Source organism: Paenibacillus sp. QJM3NY_38, from assembly GCF_056173265.1.
Genome location: NZ_CM149665.1, coordinates 5,707,358 through 5,724,542, shown reverse-complemented (window position 1 = coordinate 5,724,542; position 17,185 = coordinate 5,707,358). Strand labels below are relative to the sequence as shown.

Below are 17,185 nucleotides of genomic sequence, written 5' to 3'. Positions count from 1 at the left end.
TCTGCAAAACGCTTGTCCGGTTGAAATACGTCATATTTTATTATAAAATGGCTTGAGAATCATTGATAATCAGTTTAGAATGATTATAAATAAATAATTATTTTTTGTTTTATGAAATCAGGGCGTCCAATCCTGTTATCATATAGGACAACAATACACTACCTATTCAACGGAGGGAATCTAATATGTCAACCAAGTTTGTCATTGAAGGATTGAAAGCAGCAATCGAAGGCAAGGAGATCCTTAAAGGTATCAACCTTGAGATGAAGGGCGGAGAAGTTCATGCCATCATGGGACCAAACGGTACAGGCAAAAGTACTTTGGCTTCCGCTTTAATGGGTCATCCTAAATATGAAGTTACAGAAGGCAAAGTATTGCTTAACGATGAAGACGTGCTGGAGATGGAAGTTGACGAGCGCGCACGCGCAGGTCTGTTCCTGGCCATGCAATATCCGAGCGAAATCGCCGGCGTTACGAACTCCGACTTCCTGCGCAGTTCCATCAATGCACGCCGCGGTGAAGGCAACGAGATTTCCCTGATCAAGTTCATTCGTCAAATGGAAGGCAAAATGAAGGAGCTCGAGATGAATCCCGAGTTCGCTCACCGTTACCTGAACGAAGGTTTCTCCGGTGGTGAGAAGAAACGTAACGAAATTCTGCAAATGATGATGCTGGACCCGAAACTTGTCGTGCTTGACGAAATCGACTCCGGTCTGGATATCGATGCTTTGAGAATTGTAGCGAACGGTGTAAATGCCATGAAATCCGAAGAACGCGGTTTCTTGATTATTACCCACTATCAACGTTTGCTTAACTATATCACTCCAGATTATGTTCACGTGATGATGCAAGGACGCATCGTAAAATCCGGTGGTCCTGAATTGGCAGAGCGCCTGGAGGCAGAAGGTTATGACTGGATTAAGGAAGAGCTGGGCATTACTGATGAAACTGTAGGTCAAGACGCGTAAATAGACGGGAGGAGGAAACGATATGACTACACAAACCATTCTTCCGGTCAACGCTGAGGCTCTGAAGGCATTGTCCGAAAGTAAACAGGAACCGGCCTGGCTGACAGACAGCCGTCTGGCTTCCCTGGAACTGGCTGGCCAGTTGGAACTGCCCAAGCTGGAGAAACAACGCATCGAGCGCTGGAACATCCAAAGCTATGGTGAATATAAAGAGAGCAATAAACTTGCTTCCCTTGACGAACTGCCTGAACAGGTAGCCAAACTTGTTGAAGGTTCAAGAGAAGGCGGTCTGGTTATCCAACGCAATTCGGGAACCGTATATGTGAGTCTGGCTCCGGAACTGGCTGCCAAAGGCGTCATTTTCACCGATTTGGAAACAGCGGTTAAAGAACACGAGGATTTGGTTAAGCCTTATCTGCACCAAGCGCTTAAGAATGACGGGCATGCGATGGCTGCTCTGCATGCTGCGGTATGGAACGGCGGGGTATTCCTCTATGTTCCTAAAAATGTGGAGGTTGATGTTCCGCTTCAAGCCGTTATGCTGACAGACGATGCCGAAGCGACATTTGCACCGCATGTGCTGGTAGTAGCCGAAGCAAACAGTCAGATCACTTATGTAGACAACTACATTTCGGATTCCCTGGCTGCGCCGGTGACCCATAACGGAGCGGTGGAAGTCTTCGTTAAAAACGGAGCGAAGGTGCGTTATGCTTCCGTTCACCAGTTGGCTGTCGAAGCAACCGATGTTACATTCCGTCGTGCGGTGCTGGACAATGACGCTTCGATTGAGTGGATTGTTGGCGAGATGAACGATGGCGATACAGCTAGCGATACCATGAGTATTCTGAAGGGCAACGGTTCGACATCCGATGCGAAAGTCATCGCGGTCGGCTCCGGCTCCCAGAAGATCAACTACACCACGCAAGCGAAGCATTTCGGCAAGAGCTCGGCGTCCCAGATGATCACCCGTGCAGTCATGCGCGAAGAGGCACAAGCCATCATCAACGGCATTACCAAGATTGAGAAGGGTGCAACGAAGGCGGACGGACAACAGACCGAACGCGTGCTGATGCTTAGCCCGAAAGCCCGCGGCGACGCGAACCCGATTCTGTTGATTGACGAGGATGATGTAACAGCCGGCCACGCAGCATCCGTAGGACAAGTGAATCAGGAGCAAATTTACTACCTGATGTCCCGTGGTATCTCGCGTCCCGTGGCGGAATCCTTGATTATTTACGGCTTCTTGGCTCCGGTTGTCAGCGAAATTCCGCTTGAGGGACTTCGTGACCAACTGCAGGGGCTCGTTGAAAGGAAGCTGGGACAATGATCGCCTCTGTCCGTGAGCAATTTCCCATTCTTCATCAGGAGATCAACGGACATCCGCTGGTATATCTCGACAATGCCGCGACATCACAAAAGCCGCAGGTGGTCATAGATGCTATCAAGCGGTACTACGAGTGGGAGAACTCCAATGTGCACCGCGGGGTTCATACACTCGGCAGCCGTGCTACCGATGCTTATGAAGGAGCCAGGGAGAAGGTTGCCCGTTTCATTAATGCCGAGAGTTCGGAACAGATTATTTTCACCCGTGGTACGACGACGGCCCTAAATCTGGTAGCATCGTCCTACGCGCGCTCCGTTTGCGGTCCCGGGGATGAAATCGTCCTGACGGAAATGGAGCATCACAGTAATCTCATACCGTGGCAGCAGGCGGCTATTGCCGTTGGCGCTACGCTGAAATATATCCCTCTGCAGCCTGACGGCACGATCCGTGTCGAAGATGTCGAGGCACTTGTTACCGAACGGACCAAGGTTGTAGCCATCGCTTACGTATCCAACGTCATGGGCGTTGTGCATCCCGTGAAACAAATTGCGGAAATCGCACACCGCCACGGTGCCGTCATAGTAGTTGACGGTGCGCAAAGCACACCGCATATGAAGGTGGACGTCCAGGACCTGGATTGCGATTTTTACGCTTTGTCCGGCCATAAGATGTGTGCTCCAACAGGTATCGGCGCATTATACGGCAAGAAGGCGCTGCTGGAATCAATGGAGCCGATCGAATTCGGCGGAGAAATGATCAATGATGTTGGATTGTACGAATCAAACTGGAAGGAGCTCCCTTGGAAGTTCGAGGGGGGTACCCCTATCATTGCAGGGGCTGTCGGTTTGGGCGCTGCCATCGATTTCCTGGAGGAAATCGGAATGGACGCCATCGAACAGCATGAGACGCAGCTTGCGGCCTACGCCATGAACCGCATCTCCGAGATCGACGGGATTACCATTTACGGTCCTCGTGAACGTAAAGTGGGCCTTGTTACCTTTAATCTCGGCGACGTTCACCCGCATGACGTGGCAACGGTGCTGGATGCACAGGGGGTTGCGATTCGTGCAGGACATCATTGCTGTCAACCGCTTATGCGTTGGTTAAAAGTATCCTCTACGGCACGCGCGAGCTTTTATCTGTATAATACAGAAGAGGACGTTGATCGATTAGTTAGCGCCTTAATCCAGACAAAGGAGTATTTTGGCGATGCAACTTGACGATTTATACAGACGTGTCATCATGGATCATTATAAGAACCCCCGCAATCGTGGTAAATTTGAAGAAGATGCGGTAACCATCGATTTGAACAATCCGACTTGCGGAGATCGCATTTCCTTGCAGCTTAAGGTAGAGAACGGCGTGGTAGCCGATGCCAAATATACGGGGGAAGGCTGCTCCATCAGCATGTCTTCCGCTTCGATGATGACGGACGCCGTAAAAGGCAGAACGCTGGATGAAGCGATCAGCCTGGCAGACCGCTTCTCCTCCCTTATGAAAGGCGAGGCCGTAGATTTTGAAGAGTACGAGGATATTGAAGCCCTATCCGGTGTCAACAAGTTTCCTGCACGCATTAAATGCGCAACACTTGCGTGGAACGCACTCCGAAAAGGAATAGACGCGAAGTAAGCGAATGAATAGATCGATAGGGAGGTAAGTTAAATGGCTAAAAAAGCACCAGAAATTGAAGAGTATAAATATGGTTTCCGTGACGAGCACAAAGCTATTTTTCAAACCGGCAAAGGTTTGACGCGTGAAGTTGTTATGGAAATTTCCAAAATCAAGAACGAGCCGGAATGGATGCTGGAATTCCGTTTGAAAGCACTGGAGCAGTTCGAGAAAATGCCAATGCCTCGCTGGGGCGGCGATCTCGATGAGTTGGACTTCAACGATATCCAGTACTATGTAAGACCTTCCGACAAGCAAGGCAAGACTTGGGAGGAAGTACCTACCGAGATCAAGGAAACCTTTGATAAATTGGGTATCCCGGAAGCAGAGCAGAAGTTCCTGGCGGGTGTATCCGCACAGTACGAATCCGAAGTTGTATACCATAACATGCAAAAGGATCTTGAGGATCAAGGCGTTATCTTTATGGATACCGATACGGCTCTTAGAGAGCATCCGGAGATCTTGAAAGAGTATTTTGCAACGGTTGTGCCTCCAACGGATAACAAATTCGCTGCGCTGAACAGTGCCGTGTGGTCTGGCGGAAGCTTCATCTATGTTCCAAAAGGCGTGAAATGTGAAATTCCGCTGCAAGCGTATTTCCGTATCAACTCCGAGAACATGGGTCAATTCGAACGTACGCTGATCATTGCGGACGAGGACAGCTTTGTGCACTACGTAGAAGGATGTACGGCTCCGATCTACAGCACGAACTCGCTTCATAGTGCGGTAGTAGAGATCATCTGTAAAAAGAATGCGCGCGTTCGCTATACAACCATTCAGAACTGGGCGCCAAACATCTACAACCTCGTGACCAAGCGTGCCGTTGCTGAAGAGAACGCCACGATGGAATGGGTGGACGGCAACATCGGTTCCAAGCTCACAATGAAGTATCCTGCCGTTATCCTGAAGGGTCGCGGTGCAAAAGGGATGGTATTGTCCATCGCTGTAGCAGGCAAAGGCCAGCATCAGGATGCAGGAGCCAAAATGATTCACTTGGCGCCGGACACGACTTCTACGATCGTATCCAAGTCCATTAGTAAGCATGGCGGTAAAGTAACATACCGTGGACTGGCTTCCTTCGGCCGGAATGCAGAAGGCGCGAAAGCCAACATCCAGTGCGATACACTCATCCTCGATAATGAATCGACGTCTGATACGATTCCTTACAATGAGATCAAGAATGACAACATTACGCTGGAGCATGAAGCGACCGTATCCAAGGTGTCCGAGGAACAATTGTTCTATCTCATGAGTCGTGGCCTTAGCGAGTCTGAAGCTACGCAAATGATCGTTATGGGCTTCATCGAGCCATTCACCAAAGAACTCCCAATGGAATATGCCGTTGAGATGAATCGACTCATCAAATTCGAGATGGAAGGTTCCATCGGCTAAATATTTCTTATGTACAAGGGGGCAAATCACTCGGGCACGAGTGGTTTGCCTCTTTTTTTTAATGCTGGGGATGTCTGGATTGTTTATATTATGTTGATTCAATGTGACTTATATAGTTGCGTGAGCCCGTCTTGAGAGGATCCGCCTTTTATTTTGCCAGAAATCAAGAGTGAGGGGATGTGAGAAATGTCACAAAAGCGCGCGAAAAACCGCCAACATACAGTCTGACGGTTATATGGACTATTTATAAGGGGCCTTAGCCGAAACCCCGGTTACAGAAGAATCTCCTGGATCTCGGTATTATACTCCTTGGAGAGGTCGATGAATCGATCCTCGGTCTTCACAAGCGGACGGAAGTAATCCGAAGGATTGTTCATGACGATGATGCCGGATTCGCCAGTCGTCAGCAGTACCTTCTTACCGATAAAGTTCGGCAGCATCTGCTGGATGAAGGCATGCGTCGGCTTGCCGTTCAGCTTCCCGAAGCTAAGACTATACAGCTCCCGAAGTACGGTTAACAGCTGCTGCTTGGATTGATAGACCCGGTTCGTTGTCATCGCGCTATATACATCTGCTACAGCGCAAATGTGAGAGTATGGATGAATCTGGTCTGCACGGAGCGCTCGTGGATAACCGGAAGCGTCGTCCCGTTCATGATGCTGGAGCGCGACCATAGCGGTGACCTTATCATCCATGGATTCAGAGATCATCTCGTAACCATAAATGGTGTGCAGCTTTACTTCTTTATATTCTTGAGAAGTCAGTTTCCCTGGCTTGTCCAATATATCTCTAGGAATTTTGCTTTTGCCGATATCATGGAGATAGCCGGCTTTGCCGATTTCATAAGCTTCCTTGTCGGAGTAACCCATCCAATCCGCGATGTAGTACGATAACATTCCAACTTGAATGGAGTGTCTGTAGGTATAATCGTCTTTACCATTAAACAGCAATAGCAGGGAGACAACATCCGTATGCTCGTTCAGTGAGTCGACTAAGGGCATGAAAACATCGTCCACAACGGACTCATTGAATTTACCGGATTGTGACGCTTCCGTAAATAAGGTAGAGCACCCGTCAAATGCAAGATTGAAATGAGGTTTAACCTTGTTGTATGAATCTGAAATTTCAGACGAAGAATCGAGGGATACAGACAGTGCGCGTGGCTTTATTTCTATGTAATCGATACCGTGCTGCAGTAGCTTGGATATATCCTCTAAACGAAGGGTAACTCCTTTTTGTAGAACATGAACGCCGTTTGTGTTGTAAGCATCATGCTGCATTTGATCACCGGGTATCAGGTCCGTGACATGTACTCTCAAATCATTGCACCTCTTGCCCTTATATAAGTAAAAAGATCAAAACTATCTTAGCAAGAAAATTATGGTTTTACAATGTGTAATCATGACTTATTGCCTAACGGTTGGGTCCCATGGTCCGGTCTGCGGGCCTCTCCACTCTGAACCATTGTCCCAGATCTCCTTCTTCCAGATTGGAACGGATCGTTTCAGTTGTTCGATGGCATAACGGCTGGCCTCATAACATGCATTCCGATGCGGGGAGGATACAGCGATCACAACACTGGTTTCTCCAATTCCGACCGTACCGATACGGTGGGAAATCGCACATTGCGTACCGGGCCATTGTCGAAAGATGTCCGCGCATATTTGCTGCATTTCTTTAAGTGCCATCGGGATGTATGCTTCATACTCCAGCGTAACCGTTCGCATCTGGCCGGTCATCTCTCGCGTTGTACCTACAAAGGATAGCGTTGCTCCATGATTATCGTCATGAACTTTGGCAATGGTTGCCTCTACGGACAGGGGGTCGTAGGATATCGTGCATTTCCCATCTGCCGAGGACCTGGATCCGGAGTCCTGCGGGGTTGTACCGTCACCACCGGACACAGGCGGAATTAGAGCTACCTCGTCGCCGCTCTGAATAAGCTGTTCCGAGGGCGCATACTCTTGATTGACCGCGACGAAAGCCGTGGAAATCTGAGATTGGGCATCAGGATAAGCCTTACTAAGCAGCAGCTTTAATTCCCCGGCAGTAAGGGGCAAGCCAGGTACGCTGAATGTAAGCGTAGCTGTGCCGATTCGATCAGCTAATCCTGCAAATAGTAATATAGAAATGGTTGTTGACAATCTTCATCACCTCGTAATTCTTATGGGCTACAATATACCATATTCTTCGCTAAAATGTTATGCTTGTAAGACCGGAAATTATCGAATAACGAACTTGGGGAGGGGGCCGCCAAATGGGGTTAGGAAGCAACAAACAGAAGCTGACGATATTGTATACCAACGATATACATAGCCATTTTGAGATGATGAGCAGTGTGGCGGCACTTATTTCCCGGGAAAAGGCGGCTGCCGGTGATGGGGCAATCGTACTGGATATCGGTGATCATATGGACCGGGCATCGGTGGAAACCGAAGGCACTATGGGCCAAGCCAATGTGGATGTCATTAATTTGACAGGATACGACGCCATTACGATTGGCAATAACGAAGGGCTCACCATTTCATATGATGTTCTGGAGAGTGTATACGCCGGACTGCAGTGTCCCGTTGTGTGCTGCAACATTAGTGAGACTAAGAGTGGTAATCCTCCTCGATGGATGAAGCCGCATGTGATCCTGGAACGAGAAGGCATTCGAATCGGGCTTACCGGCGCAACGGCTGCTTTTGCAGGTTTTTATCAATTGTTAGGCTGGGAAGCCGGAGATCCGGTGCAGGCTATTGCTGAGCAAGTGCGAGCGCTTCAGGGCCAGTGTGATATCATAATCGTTTTATCCCATTTAGGACTAACGATTGATAAAAGATTAGCAGAAAGTGTTGAGGGGATTGATGTTATTCTTGGCGGTCACACCCATCATATACTCGAGGAGCCCCTGATGATTGGAAAGACAGCCGTGTGCGGTGCAGGCAAGTTCGGACAATACGTAGGTCGCCTCGTCATGCAGCGCAGTCATGCTGAAGATCGCTTTACCTGTATAGAGGGAAGTTTGCTCCCCGTGGATAAAAACTTGATGGAACCCATCGTAGAGCAGGCGATCATGAGGCACCATGAGCTGGCAAGGGAGAAATTAACGGAGGCCGTTGCCGTTAATGATCGTAGTCTGCCCATTCACTATGAGGAGGAGTCGCCGTTTGCAAACCTGCTGGCTCAGGCGGTGCTGCAGCACACGGATGCGGATTTTGCCATCGTAAACTCGGGACAGCTGCTCGGGCCGCTGCCGGAGGGCGAGATCAGCACAGGTATGCTGCACGGTCTGTGCCCGTCACCGATTAACCCCTGCATCGTGAAGCTGCGCGGAGAACATATCTATCAGGCACTTGAGGAGAGTTTGCTTCAGGAGTTCAGCGGAAAGAAGATAATGGGCTTTGGTTTCCGCGGTTATATATTAGGCGGCCTGGCAGTCGATGGGTTGAAAATTCACTATGACAAGAACGGAGAGCCTTACCGAAAGATCACGCACATCTCCATGAAGGGGCAACCGCTAGAGCCGCAGCGGGAATATAAGGTGGGGACACTCGACATGTTCACTTTTAAAATCGGATACGAGTCGTTGTCACTTGGTAAGGATACGGTATATATGCTGCCGGAGTTTATTAGAGACCTGCTGCGAAGTGAGCTATCGAGGCCCGGTTCGCTTGAAGAGTCCATGATTTCACGCTGGATATCCTGACAATCCCGACTAACTTCCTTTGGCCGAGCATACATATGAGGAGGACAAAGGTAAGGGAGGGGAAGGACCATGGATTTTATCACATCCATTATACTGGGGATCGTGGAAGGACTAACCGAATTCATTCCGGTGTCTTCCACAGGTCATATGATCTTGACGGCCAAGGTGCTCGGTTACGACGATCAAACTCCGATCATGAAGACGTTTGAGGTTGTCATTCAGCTTGGCGCCATTATGGCGATCGCGATCGTTTACTGGAATCGAATTTTGAACCTGCTCGGCTGGAGCCGAAGTGAACCGCTGACCAAGAAAGAGCCTCGAAAAAAAAAATTGAATCTGATTCATATATTTTTGGGAATTGCTCCGGCCCTGCTGGTTGCATTTTTCGCGAGGGATTTTATCAAGAGCCTGTTCCATGCGCAGACAGTGCTGTTTGCACTTGTTGCCGGCGGTATTTTTATGATTTTTGCAGAATGGTACAATAAGCATAAAGTTCAAGTGACATCGCATGATTTGGATGATTTGACATACAAGCAGGCCCTTCAGATTGGCGTCTACCAGATCATATCCGTATTATGGCCGGGCTTTTCCCGCTCGGGCTCCACCATCTCCGGAGGAATGCTTAGCGGGGTGAGCTATAAGGCATCGGCCGATTTCTCGTTCATTATTGCAATTCCCATTATGTGTGCTGCATCCGGATATGAATTGCTGGATTCTTACCGATATTTTACTTTAGATACGATCGGCGTATTTCTTGCCGGATTTATCGTTTCGTTTGTTGTTGCTTATTTTGTCGTCTTGGCCTTCATGAAGCTCATACAGAAGATAAGGCTTACTCATTTTGCGATCTACCGTTTTGTTCTCGCTGCCGTTTTTTGGCTGTTTATCATGCATTAAGCAGGAGTAGACACAAGGAGGAGATCCGGCTTCTTCGTATCGTGATCCACTGAAGACTGGACGCTATATCCCACACAAGTTTGAGAATAGCAGAGGAAGTGACGGATTTTGCGTCTTATACCTATCAACGCGTTGAGGCCGGGAATGGTTCTTGGTAAGAGAATATATAATAGTGACGGTTTAATTCTGCTTGCCGAAGGCGTGGAGCTGACGACAGGACTGATTCGCCGTCTGGGCACGTTGGAAATCGGGTATGTCTATATCGAGGAGCCGATGACAGAGGATATCGTGGTTCCGGAGTTGCTGACCGAGGAGACCCGGCTGCAGGCGATCCAGTCGATACGGACGAGCTTCAAGACCCTGGAGAGCCAGGCTGCTCTGAAGGGAAGCTTCCTTCATTTAGGCAAAACGTTCTCCGGCATGATGGAGTCTATTATGGATGAAATATCGGATCATGACGAGGGCATGGTTCTCCTGACGGATATGAATACGAACGATTACAACCTGTATCGTCATTCGCTTAACGTCTGTCTATATTCAACGGTTCTTGGGGTGTCTTACGGCTATAATCGGGAGGATCTGAAGGTGCTGGGCTTGGGGGCATTGCTTCACGATATCGGCAAGACGAGGATATCCCAGAAGCTGCTGAATCATCCAGGACGGCTGAGCGAAGAAGAATTTCGCGAGGTCCAGAAGCATACCGAGATCGGCTTCAAAATATTGAAAGACGAACCGAACATTCCGTTGTTATCGGCGCATTGCGCCCTGTCGCATCATGAACGCCTGGATGGCAGCGGTTATCCCAGAGCCTTGAAGGGATCTGAGATTCATGAATACGCCAAATGGATCGCGATTACGGATTCTTACGATGCGATGACAACGCAGCGGGTGTACAAGCCTGCCTTATTGCCGCATGAAGCGGTAGAGGTGATGTATGCAGGCTCGGGAACACTATATGAACAGTCATTCCTGGCCATGTTTCGGGATCGGGTAGCGATATATCCTCCAGGGATCACCGTGAAATTGCATACGGGTGAGAGTGGAGTGGTATCCAAAATTCACGCACATGTGCCGCATCGACCTGTTGTCCGCGTATTAACCGATGCCGAAGGCACCCCGCTATCTGCACCTTATGAATTGGATTTGTCTGAAACACTGGCCATTATGATCGCTGGTATCGGGCGAGCACCATAGATCAAACTTACACTTAAGGAGGTAGACTCGTGAGACGTAACAGCCATACAACATTGCTGCATACATGGGGGCGACAGATATACCGCTACCGTAAAGCCATTGTTGTAACCTGGCTTCTTTTGTTTTGCGGGCTGCTTCCGTTTGCATTCAAGCTGCCGTCCATTCTGCAGCACAACGGGTTTACGCCGAAGGATAGTCCGGCCCAGATCGGGATTGAGAAGCTGGAAGAGGGACTAGGATTGTCGGCAGCTTCGCTGGATATTGTCGTAGTGAGCCAGCACGATGAGAATTTGACGGCAGGCACGGCACAGCGGCGAATATTGACGGAGCTTGAGCCTTTGCGAGCCCGTCCCTATGTCAGGGATATTTATATGAATATGGCAGCTCATAAGGCAGGCCAGGATCATATCGTATCCGTGACGGTGCTGCTGGATCTGGATTCCACGGAAGCCTTGAAGCAGTTTGAAGAGATTCGAGACTCGGTTCCGGGCATCACGGGAGCGGATACTTACATAACAGGGAATACCGCCATCTTCGCCGATATGAACCAAGCCGTCAAAAGCGATATCATCCATGCTGAGATGATAGGCATTCCCGCAGCTCTGCTCATTCTGGCGGTCGTATTCGGAACGTTGACTGCCGCGATCCTGCCATTGTTAGCCGGTGTTGCCAGCGTGGTGGTCACGATGGGAATCCTGTATTTCGTTGCTTTGGCCGACGGCTCGATCAGCAATTTCCTACCGAATGTCGTAACGATGCTGGGCCTGGCCGTGGGCATCGATTATGCGTTGCTGGTCGTAAGCCGATTCAAAGAAGAGATGCGGACACGGAGCGGAGATGTGGGCACTGCCCTGGCTGTCACTTGCGCAACCGCCGGCAAAGCGGTGATGTTCTCCGGGGCAGCCGTGTTGATCGGTTTTGTGGCGATGAGTTTCATAGATCTGCCGATCTTCCGTTCCTTCAGCATAGGCGGCATTACCGTGGTGCTGTTATCAGTGTTGGCCGGTAATACGCTTCTTCCCGCATTATTGGGAATATTGGGTCCGCGTATAGAAACGCTTCCTCTATTCCCTGCCGCTTACCGGACGCTTCGGGCACGGCAGACCTCCGGTTTGTGGAGAAGGCTCTCCAAATTTGTCATGGCGCATCCTGTGACCATCTCTATCGCAGCGATCGGTTTACTATTGGTGGCGATTTATCCGGTTCGGGACATGAATATCGCCATCCCCGCAGCCGAAGTGCTTCCCCCCGCCTATGAATCCCGATATGGATACGACCTGCTCACACAGGCTTATGATAAGCGTGAATTGAATTCGATCGTTGTAGCAGTCGAGCTTCCGGCCTCTTATGAGGATTCGCGCAGCATCGAGCTAATGAAGGCATATACGGATGAAATCAGGATGATGCCGGGTGTGAAGCAGGTAGAGAGTTATCTGAGCATCGGCAGAGGTTCGGTGGAGGAAGCCTCGAAATATTTGTCCCGCGAAGATATCCGCCAGCAGCTGGAGCAGCATCGTTTTGTTAGGGGAAATTTCGCAGCCGTCGCCGTGATCCCGGAGTATGGCGAATCCCATGCATTGACTATGCAGCTCGTCCGAGCGTTACGGACGATGGATACGAATGAGCTGACGACCTATGTCACCGGAAGCCCCGCATATAAACTGGACATCATGGAAGCCATCCATCAGAATATCTCCTACGTTCTGGTCTTTGTATTTGTAGTTACCTATGTCATTCTCCTATTGGCGTTTCGATCGGTCGTGCTCCCTTTAAAAGCAAGCATAATGAATATGCTCAGCCTCGGAGCCGGACTCGGTATCGTGGTATGGGTGTTTCAAGAGGGGATTGGCGCGCAGTGGCTGGGTGTATCCTCCACGGGATCCATCTTTGCGCTTTTGCCGATCCTGATATTCTGCGTGGTGTTCGGCATATCGATGGATTATGAAGTCATGATGCTCTCGCGAATCATGGAGAATTACGAACGGACGGGAGATAACGAATTCAGCACAGCCGAAGGCTTGGAGAGTACGGGCGGGCTGATTACAAGCGCAGCCCTGATTCTGGCTGTCGTCGTAGGTGCCTTTGTATTTACGGATAATGAAGTGATGAAAGCGATCGGTTTAGGCCTGACTGCAGCCATTCTGCTGGATGCCACCGTGATTCGGGTGCTGCTTGTGCCTGCGTTTATGAAGATGATGGGCAGAGCGAATTGGTGGAGTCCAAGATGGATGTTTCCGGCCCATAAGCTTACTTCCAAGGAAGGCCCAGACCAACATGGGGACAGTGGATGATTTCCCAGCCGAATCAAACAGAGGCCTTCTGTTCGGGTATGTTATAATCATATAATGGACATTATCAAAACCGTAGAGTACATATAGCGTAAGTTGTACTGAATGAATCGGTAATTCAAAGAAATAAGGTGAGTGAACCATGAGTAATACAGCACAGCCATTTCCATCAGCCGTAAGGCCCATTTCGCCGAGTTATGATCCGTGGGATCCGATAACTTCACTGCGCGAGCATGGTCGTCATGTGCTGACCAGTGTGGAAATGACAGTGACGCATCTTTGTAATATGCGCTGTGAACATTGCGCTGTCGGTGATATGCTTGTCATGAAGGAAGCGCCGATGCTGCCCCTTGATACGATGCTGAAGCGATTGGACGAGGTAGAGCATCTGCAGACGATCAGTCTGACGGGCGGTGAACCGGCATTTCTTGGTAAGACGGTGGATAACGTGATTGTTCCCTTGCTGAAGTATGCCAAGGAAAGGGGCATCCGGACCCAGATTAACTCCAATCTGACGCTCGATATAAGTCGGTATGAGAAAATGCTCCCTTATCTGGACGTTATGCATATCTCATTCAATTATTTGAACGGGGACGACTTCTATGAAGTCGGGTTTGCGAATAGTGCACGTCCCGTCTCCAAGGAAACGGCATACAAAATGTACGATACAATGCTGGTCAATTCGGAGAAACTGAGTGCAGCAGGGATGTACATATCCGCTGAATCGATGATTAACTACCGGACGCATACGAAACTCAGCGGCATCCACAAGCTGATCAAGGATATGGGCTGCAAGCGGCACGAGGTTCACCCGATGTATGCCTCAAACTTTGCTTCCGCTCTGCCCGTATTGTCCTTGGACGACACGAAAGCAGCCATCCACCATTTGCTGGATGTCCGGGATCGGGACATGTGGATGCTGTTCGGAACACTGCCCTTCTATGCCTGCAGCTCCGATGATGATGACCAGGAGATCATTCGCCGCCTGCGGCAAGAACCGAACGTAACGGTCCGGAATGATCCGGATGGCCGTAACCGGGTGAATGTGAATTTATTCTCGGGCGACGTGTATGTAACGGATTTTGCTGATATCCCGGCTTTTGGTAATATTAAGGAACAGAAGCTTGACGATATTTTTAACGAATGGACAACAGGACACCCGTTGAACCAGACGGTTAACTGTCACTGCGATGCAGTGAGCTGCTGTGGGCCGAACCTGTTGGTGGCCGACATGTACTACCGGGGTGTGGATTTCAAGTCAAGGCAAGCAAAGACAAACTAGAACCCTAGAAAGAAGGCGTGTCATCATGGCGGAGGAATTTGAGGTCGGGAAACTGATTTTGAATTTGCTCTTGGTTTTCCTGCTCGTTTTGTTGAACGGCGTGTTTGTAGCGGCAGAATTTTCACTGGTAAAAATGCGTCAATCCCGGTTGACCCAGCTCGTTAGCGAAGGGAACCGGCTGGCAGGCATTGCCCTGAAAGTAAACCAGAAGCTGGATGCCTATTTGTCCGCAACCCAGCTTGGGATTACATTAACTTCCCTGGGTCTTGGCTGGATTGGGGAGCCTGCCATTTCAGATTTGCTGGTGGCCCCTATTATGCATAGCATTGGATTTACGGATGAGCGATTGATCGGCACAATATCGGTGGCGGTGGGCTTCTGTATTATCACTTTCCTGCATATTGTGTTAGGGGAGCTTGCACCGAAATCGTTGGCTATTCAGCGGACGGAGGGCACGGCTTTGATTCTGTCGGCGCCGCTGCTTTGGTTTTACCGTATTTTTCTGCCGGTGATCTGGGTCCTGAATGCTTCCGCTAATCGGATTCTGAAGATGGTTGGCATCGAGCCGGCAAGCGAGGCCGAAGCGGCCCACTCCGAGGAAGAGATTCGGATTCTGATGAACGAGAGCGCAAAGAGCGGTGTCATTGACGAGAACGAGATGAAATTAATGGACAACCTGTTCGATTTTTCTGACTTGAGAGCCAGAGAAATTATGCTGCCAAGGACGGACATGGACGTTCTTTTCACCAATTATACCTTGGAAGAGAATCTTCGGATCGTCAATGAGACGAAGCACTCCCGTTACCCGGTCGCAACGGACAACAAAGATCGCATCATCGGATTTGTCCACATTACCGATCTCTTGCTGGCGGAGCCTGAGAAGCAGCGTGATCTGGCTTCCTTGATGAGACCGATTATGGACGTATCGGAATCAACGGAAATCAGCGAGGTGCTGCGGAAGATGCAGGCAAGACATGAGCAGCTTGCGCTCGTGGTGGACGAATATGGGGGGACGGCAGGCATTCTCACAGCCGAGAAGATTTTGGAGGAGATTGTTGGGGACCTGTACGATGAATTTGAAGATGAGCGGCCTGAAATTGAAGTGTATGATGAGTACTTTTCAGTGGACGGGCGGATGCTCATTGAAGAAGTGAATGATTTGACCGGTTTAATGATTGAAGAGCATAACGTGGATTCCATCGGCGGTTGGTTGTTCAAAGAGCTTGAAGGGAACCCGGTGGTCGGGAAGAAAACCACCTTTGACGGGGTGGTCTTTGAGGTAGAGGAGTCTACACGGTTGCGTGTAACTCGCGTCATGATTCATCAGAAGCTCGAGAGCAGCTTCATTTAGAACTAGCAAGACTCTATTTGTTAGGAAGTGGATTATGTCGATTAAGCAGCTGATCTTTATCGGTCTCAGTCTCCTGTTGCTGTACGGAATGTTTACGGTTGGAGCTCCGTTCTTGCTGGCCATCGTGATTGCTATTGCATTGGAGCCGTTAAATCGGCTCTTAATGAAAAGACTTCGCATGAACCGCATTGCGGCCGCAACGGTGACAAGCACGCTATTCCTCCTGTTGATGCTGCTCCTGGCTTATTTGATCGGTCTGCAGGTGTTTAACCAGCTGGTCGAATATTGGAGCCGGGCTCCGCAATATTTTGAAGGGGCCAACGAATTCCTTCAGCATACGATAATACAAGCGCAAGACATGCTGAACGGCATTTCGCCGGGTCTTGCCGACAGTCTTACCGAATTCATGTCGAATATTTCTTCCTATATACGGTCGCTTGTCAATTCAGTATCATCAACATTTTTGTCCTTTGCCAAAACGCTGCCGAACCTGTTCGTCACGTTCATTGTATTCTGCGTAGCGGTATACTTGTTCGCTTTCAGCCTCGATACGATGCGTGAGAAAGTGTTGTCGCTGTTTGATGAGACATCACAGTCGCAGGTGAACGAGGTGCTGATCAGCCTGAAAAAATCAATTTTCGGCTTTTTGCGGGCACAGCTGATCCTCAGCCTGTTTACGTACGTGATTACGCTGCTCGGCCTACTGGTATTAGGCGTTAACTATCCGCTTGCCATCGCTTTGCTTGTCACCATTGTCGACATTCTGCCGATTCTGGGCGTAGGTTCCGTTTTGATACCATGGTCCATCTACCTGCTCGCGGTAGGCGATATTTTTACAGGAGTCGGCTTGATCTTCATGTTCATTCTGATTACCGTGATCCGCCGCGTGCTGGAACCGAAGGTCATAGGGGATGCTGTCGGCATCGGCGCATTGCCTGCCCTGGTCAGCATGTATATCGGATTTAAACTGGTTGGCGTGATCGGATTTTTTATCGGTCCCCTTGTCGTTATTATCTATTCCGCTATGCGTAAAGCGGGCTTGTTCCAAATCAAAATCAAATTTTGAGGACAACTCCATGAAGACCCTTTTCCCGGAAATATTCCAGGGAAGAGGGTTTTTTTGTCATTTT

14 protein-coding genes are annotated in these 17,185 nt (G+C 49.5%); 12 read left to right on the top strand and 2 right to left on the bottom strand.

Features of this window, described 5'->3' with window-relative positions; all coding sequences use genetic code 11:
* Positions 1–185 precede the first annotated feature (185 nt).
* From sufC to sufB, 5 genes are read left to right on the top strand one after another with little or no spacing between them, the layout of a single operon-like run.
* Positions 186–968, top strand: coding sequence for a Fe-S cluster assembly ATPase SufC (sufC, locus tag AC0VZ8_RS26355; RefSeq protein WP_216530513.1), 783 nt, complete (start codon positions 186–188; stop codon positions 966–968).
* A 22-nt stretch (positions 969–990) separates the two neighbouring features.
* Positions 991–2,295, top strand: a complete 1,305-nt coding sequence (sufD, locus tag AC0VZ8_RS26350) for a Fe-S cluster assembly protein SufD (RefSeq protein WP_071218028.1) — start codon at positions 991–993, stop codon at positions 2,293–2,295.
* The gene (locus tag AC0VZ8_RS26345) at positions 2,292–3,512 is read left to right on the top strand and encodes a cysteine desulfurase (RefSeq protein WP_071218029.1); all 1,221 of its coding nucleotides are present in this window, start codon (positions 2,292–2,294) and stop codon (positions 3,510–3,512) included. The genes sufD and AC0VZ8_RS26345 overlap by 4 nt, the downstream gene beginning before the upstream one ends.
* Positions 3,502–3,921: a Fe-S cluster assembly sulfur transfer protein SufU gene (gene sufU / locus AC0VZ8_RS26340; RefSeq protein ID WP_071218030.1), complete on the top strand. Its 420-nt coding sequence runs from the start codon at positions 3,502–3,504 to the stop codon at positions 3,919–3,921. The genes AC0VZ8_RS26345 and sufU overlap by 11 nt, the downstream gene beginning before the upstream one ends.
* Before the next feature lie 33 nt (positions 3,922–3,954).
* Positions 3,955–5,352, top strand: a complete 1,398-nt coding sequence (gene sufB, locus AC0VZ8_RS26335; protein WP_071218031.1) for a Fe-S cluster assembly protein SufB — start codon at positions 3,955–3,957, stop codon at positions 5,350–5,352.
* A 272-nt stretch (positions 5,353–5,624) separates the two neighbouring features.
* Here sufB and AC0VZ8_RS26330 read toward each other — a convergent pair whose 3' ends face one another.
* Together AC0VZ8_RS26330 and moaD are read right to left on the bottom strand one after the other, a co-directional pair.
* Positions 5,625–6,671: an HD-GYP domain-containing protein gene (locus tag AC0VZ8_RS26330; RefSeq protein WP_475484954.1), complete on the bottom strand. Its 1,047-nt coding sequence runs from the start codon at positions 6,669–6,671 to the stop codon at positions 5,625–5,627.
* A gap of 87 nt (positions 6,672–6,758) precedes the next feature.
* Positions 6,759–7,496 carry a molybdopterin converting factor subunit 1 gene (gene moaD / locus AC0VZ8_RS26325; RefSeq protein ID WP_071218033.1) on the bottom strand — a complete coding sequence of 246 codons (738 nt, stop codon included), beginning with the start codon at positions 7,494–7,496 and terminating at the stop codon, positions 6,759–6,761.
* Between the two features lie 113 nt (positions 7,497–7,609).
* On the opposite strand from moaD, the gene AC0VZ8_RS26320 reads away from it, so the two are divergent.
* The 7 genes from AC0VZ8_RS26320 to ytvI all read left to right on the top strand — a co-directional run bounded on the left by AC0VZ8_RS26320 (position 7,610) and on the right by ytvI (position 17,121).
* Positions 7,610–9,043 (top strand): bifunctional metallophosphatase/5'-nucleotidase, encoded by a 1,434-nt coding sequence (locus AC0VZ8_RS26320; protein WP_475484953.1) that lies wholly within the window; start codon positions 7,610–7,612, stop codon positions 9,041–9,043.
* Between the two features lie 69 nt (positions 9,044–9,112).
* The gene (locus AC0VZ8_RS26315) at positions 9,113–9,940 is read left to right on the top strand and encodes an undecaprenyl-diphosphate phosphatase (protein ID WP_475484952.1); all 828 of its coding nucleotides are present in this window, start codon (positions 9,113–9,115) and stop codon (positions 9,938–9,940) included.
* Positions 9,941–10,048: 108 nt separating this feature from the next.
* The gene (locus AC0VZ8_RS26310) at positions 10,049–11,134 is read left to right on the top strand and encodes an HD-GYP domain-containing protein (protein WP_475484951.1); all 1,086 of its coding nucleotides are present in this window, start codon (positions 10,049–10,051) and stop codon (positions 11,132–11,134) included.
* Positions 11,135–11,163: 29 nt separating this feature from the next.
* Positions 11,164–13,425, top strand: a complete 2,262-nt coding sequence (locus AC0VZ8_RS26305; protein WP_475484950.1) for an MMPL family transporter — start codon at positions 11,164–11,166, stop codon at positions 13,423–13,425.
* A gap of 139 nt (positions 13,426–13,564) precedes the next feature.
* A complete protein-coding gene (yfkAB, locus tag AC0VZ8_RS26300) occupies positions 13,565–14,704 on the top strand; it encodes a radical SAM/CxCxxxxC motif protein YfkAB (protein WP_071218038.1) in 1,140 nt (379 codons plus the stop codon).
* A gap of 25 nt (positions 14,705–14,729) precedes the next feature.
* Positions 14,730–16,055, top strand: coding sequence for a hemolysin family protein (locus AC0VZ8_RS26295; protein WP_071218039.1), 1,326 nt, complete (start codon positions 14,730–14,732; stop codon positions 16,053–16,055).
* Between the two features lie 34 nt (positions 16,056–16,089).
* The gene (ytvI, locus tag AC0VZ8_RS26290; protein WP_071218040.1) at positions 16,090–17,121 is read left to right on the top strand and encodes a sporulation integral membrane protein YtvI; all 1,032 of its coding nucleotides are present in this window, start codon (positions 16,090–16,092) and stop codon (positions 17,119–17,121) included.
* Positions 17,122–17,185 lie beyond the last annotated feature (64 nt).

What these genes read in the sequence shown, in the direction of transcription:
- sufC (WP_216530513.1), top strand. Translation starts at nt 186, where the DNA reads ATGTCAACCAAGTTTGTCATTGAAGGATTGAAAGCAGCAATCGAAGGC.
- sufD (WP_071218028.1), top strand. Translation starts at nt 991, where the DNA reads ATGACTACACAAACCATTCTTCCGGTCAACGCTGAGGCTCTGAAGGCA.
- AC0VZ8_RS26345 (WP_071218029.1), top strand. Translation starts at nt 2,292, where the DNA reads ATGATCGCCTCTGTCCGTGAGCAATTTCCCATTCTTCATCAGGAGATC.
- sufU (WP_071218030.1), top strand. Translation starts at nt 3,502, where the DNA reads ATGCAACTTGACGATTTATACAGACGTGTCATCATGGATCATTATAAG.
- sufB (WP_071218031.1), top strand. Translation starts at nt 3,955, where the DNA reads ATGGCTAAAAAAGCACCAGAAATTGAAGAGTATAAATATGGTTTCCGT.
- AC0VZ8_RS26320 (WP_475484953.1), top strand. Translation starts at nt 7,610, where the DNA reads ATGGGGTTAGGAAGCAACAAACAGAAGCTGACGATATTGTATACCAAC.
- AC0VZ8_RS26315 (WP_475484952.1), top strand. Translation starts at nt 9,113, where the DNA reads ATGGATTTTATCACATCCATTATACTGGGGATCGTGGAAGGACTAACC.
- yfkAB (WP_071218038.1), top strand. Translation starts at nt 13,565, where the DNA reads ATGAGTAATACAGCACAGCCATTTCCATCAGCCGTAAGGCCCATTTCG.
- AC0VZ8_RS26295 (WP_071218039.1), top strand. Translation starts at nt 14,730, where the DNA reads ATGGCGGAGGAATTTGAGGTCGGGAAACTGATTTTGAATTTGCTCTTG.
- ytvI (WP_071218040.1), top strand. Translation starts at nt 16,090, where the DNA reads ATGTCGATTAAGCAGCTGATCTTTATCGGTCTCAGTCTCCTGTTGCTG.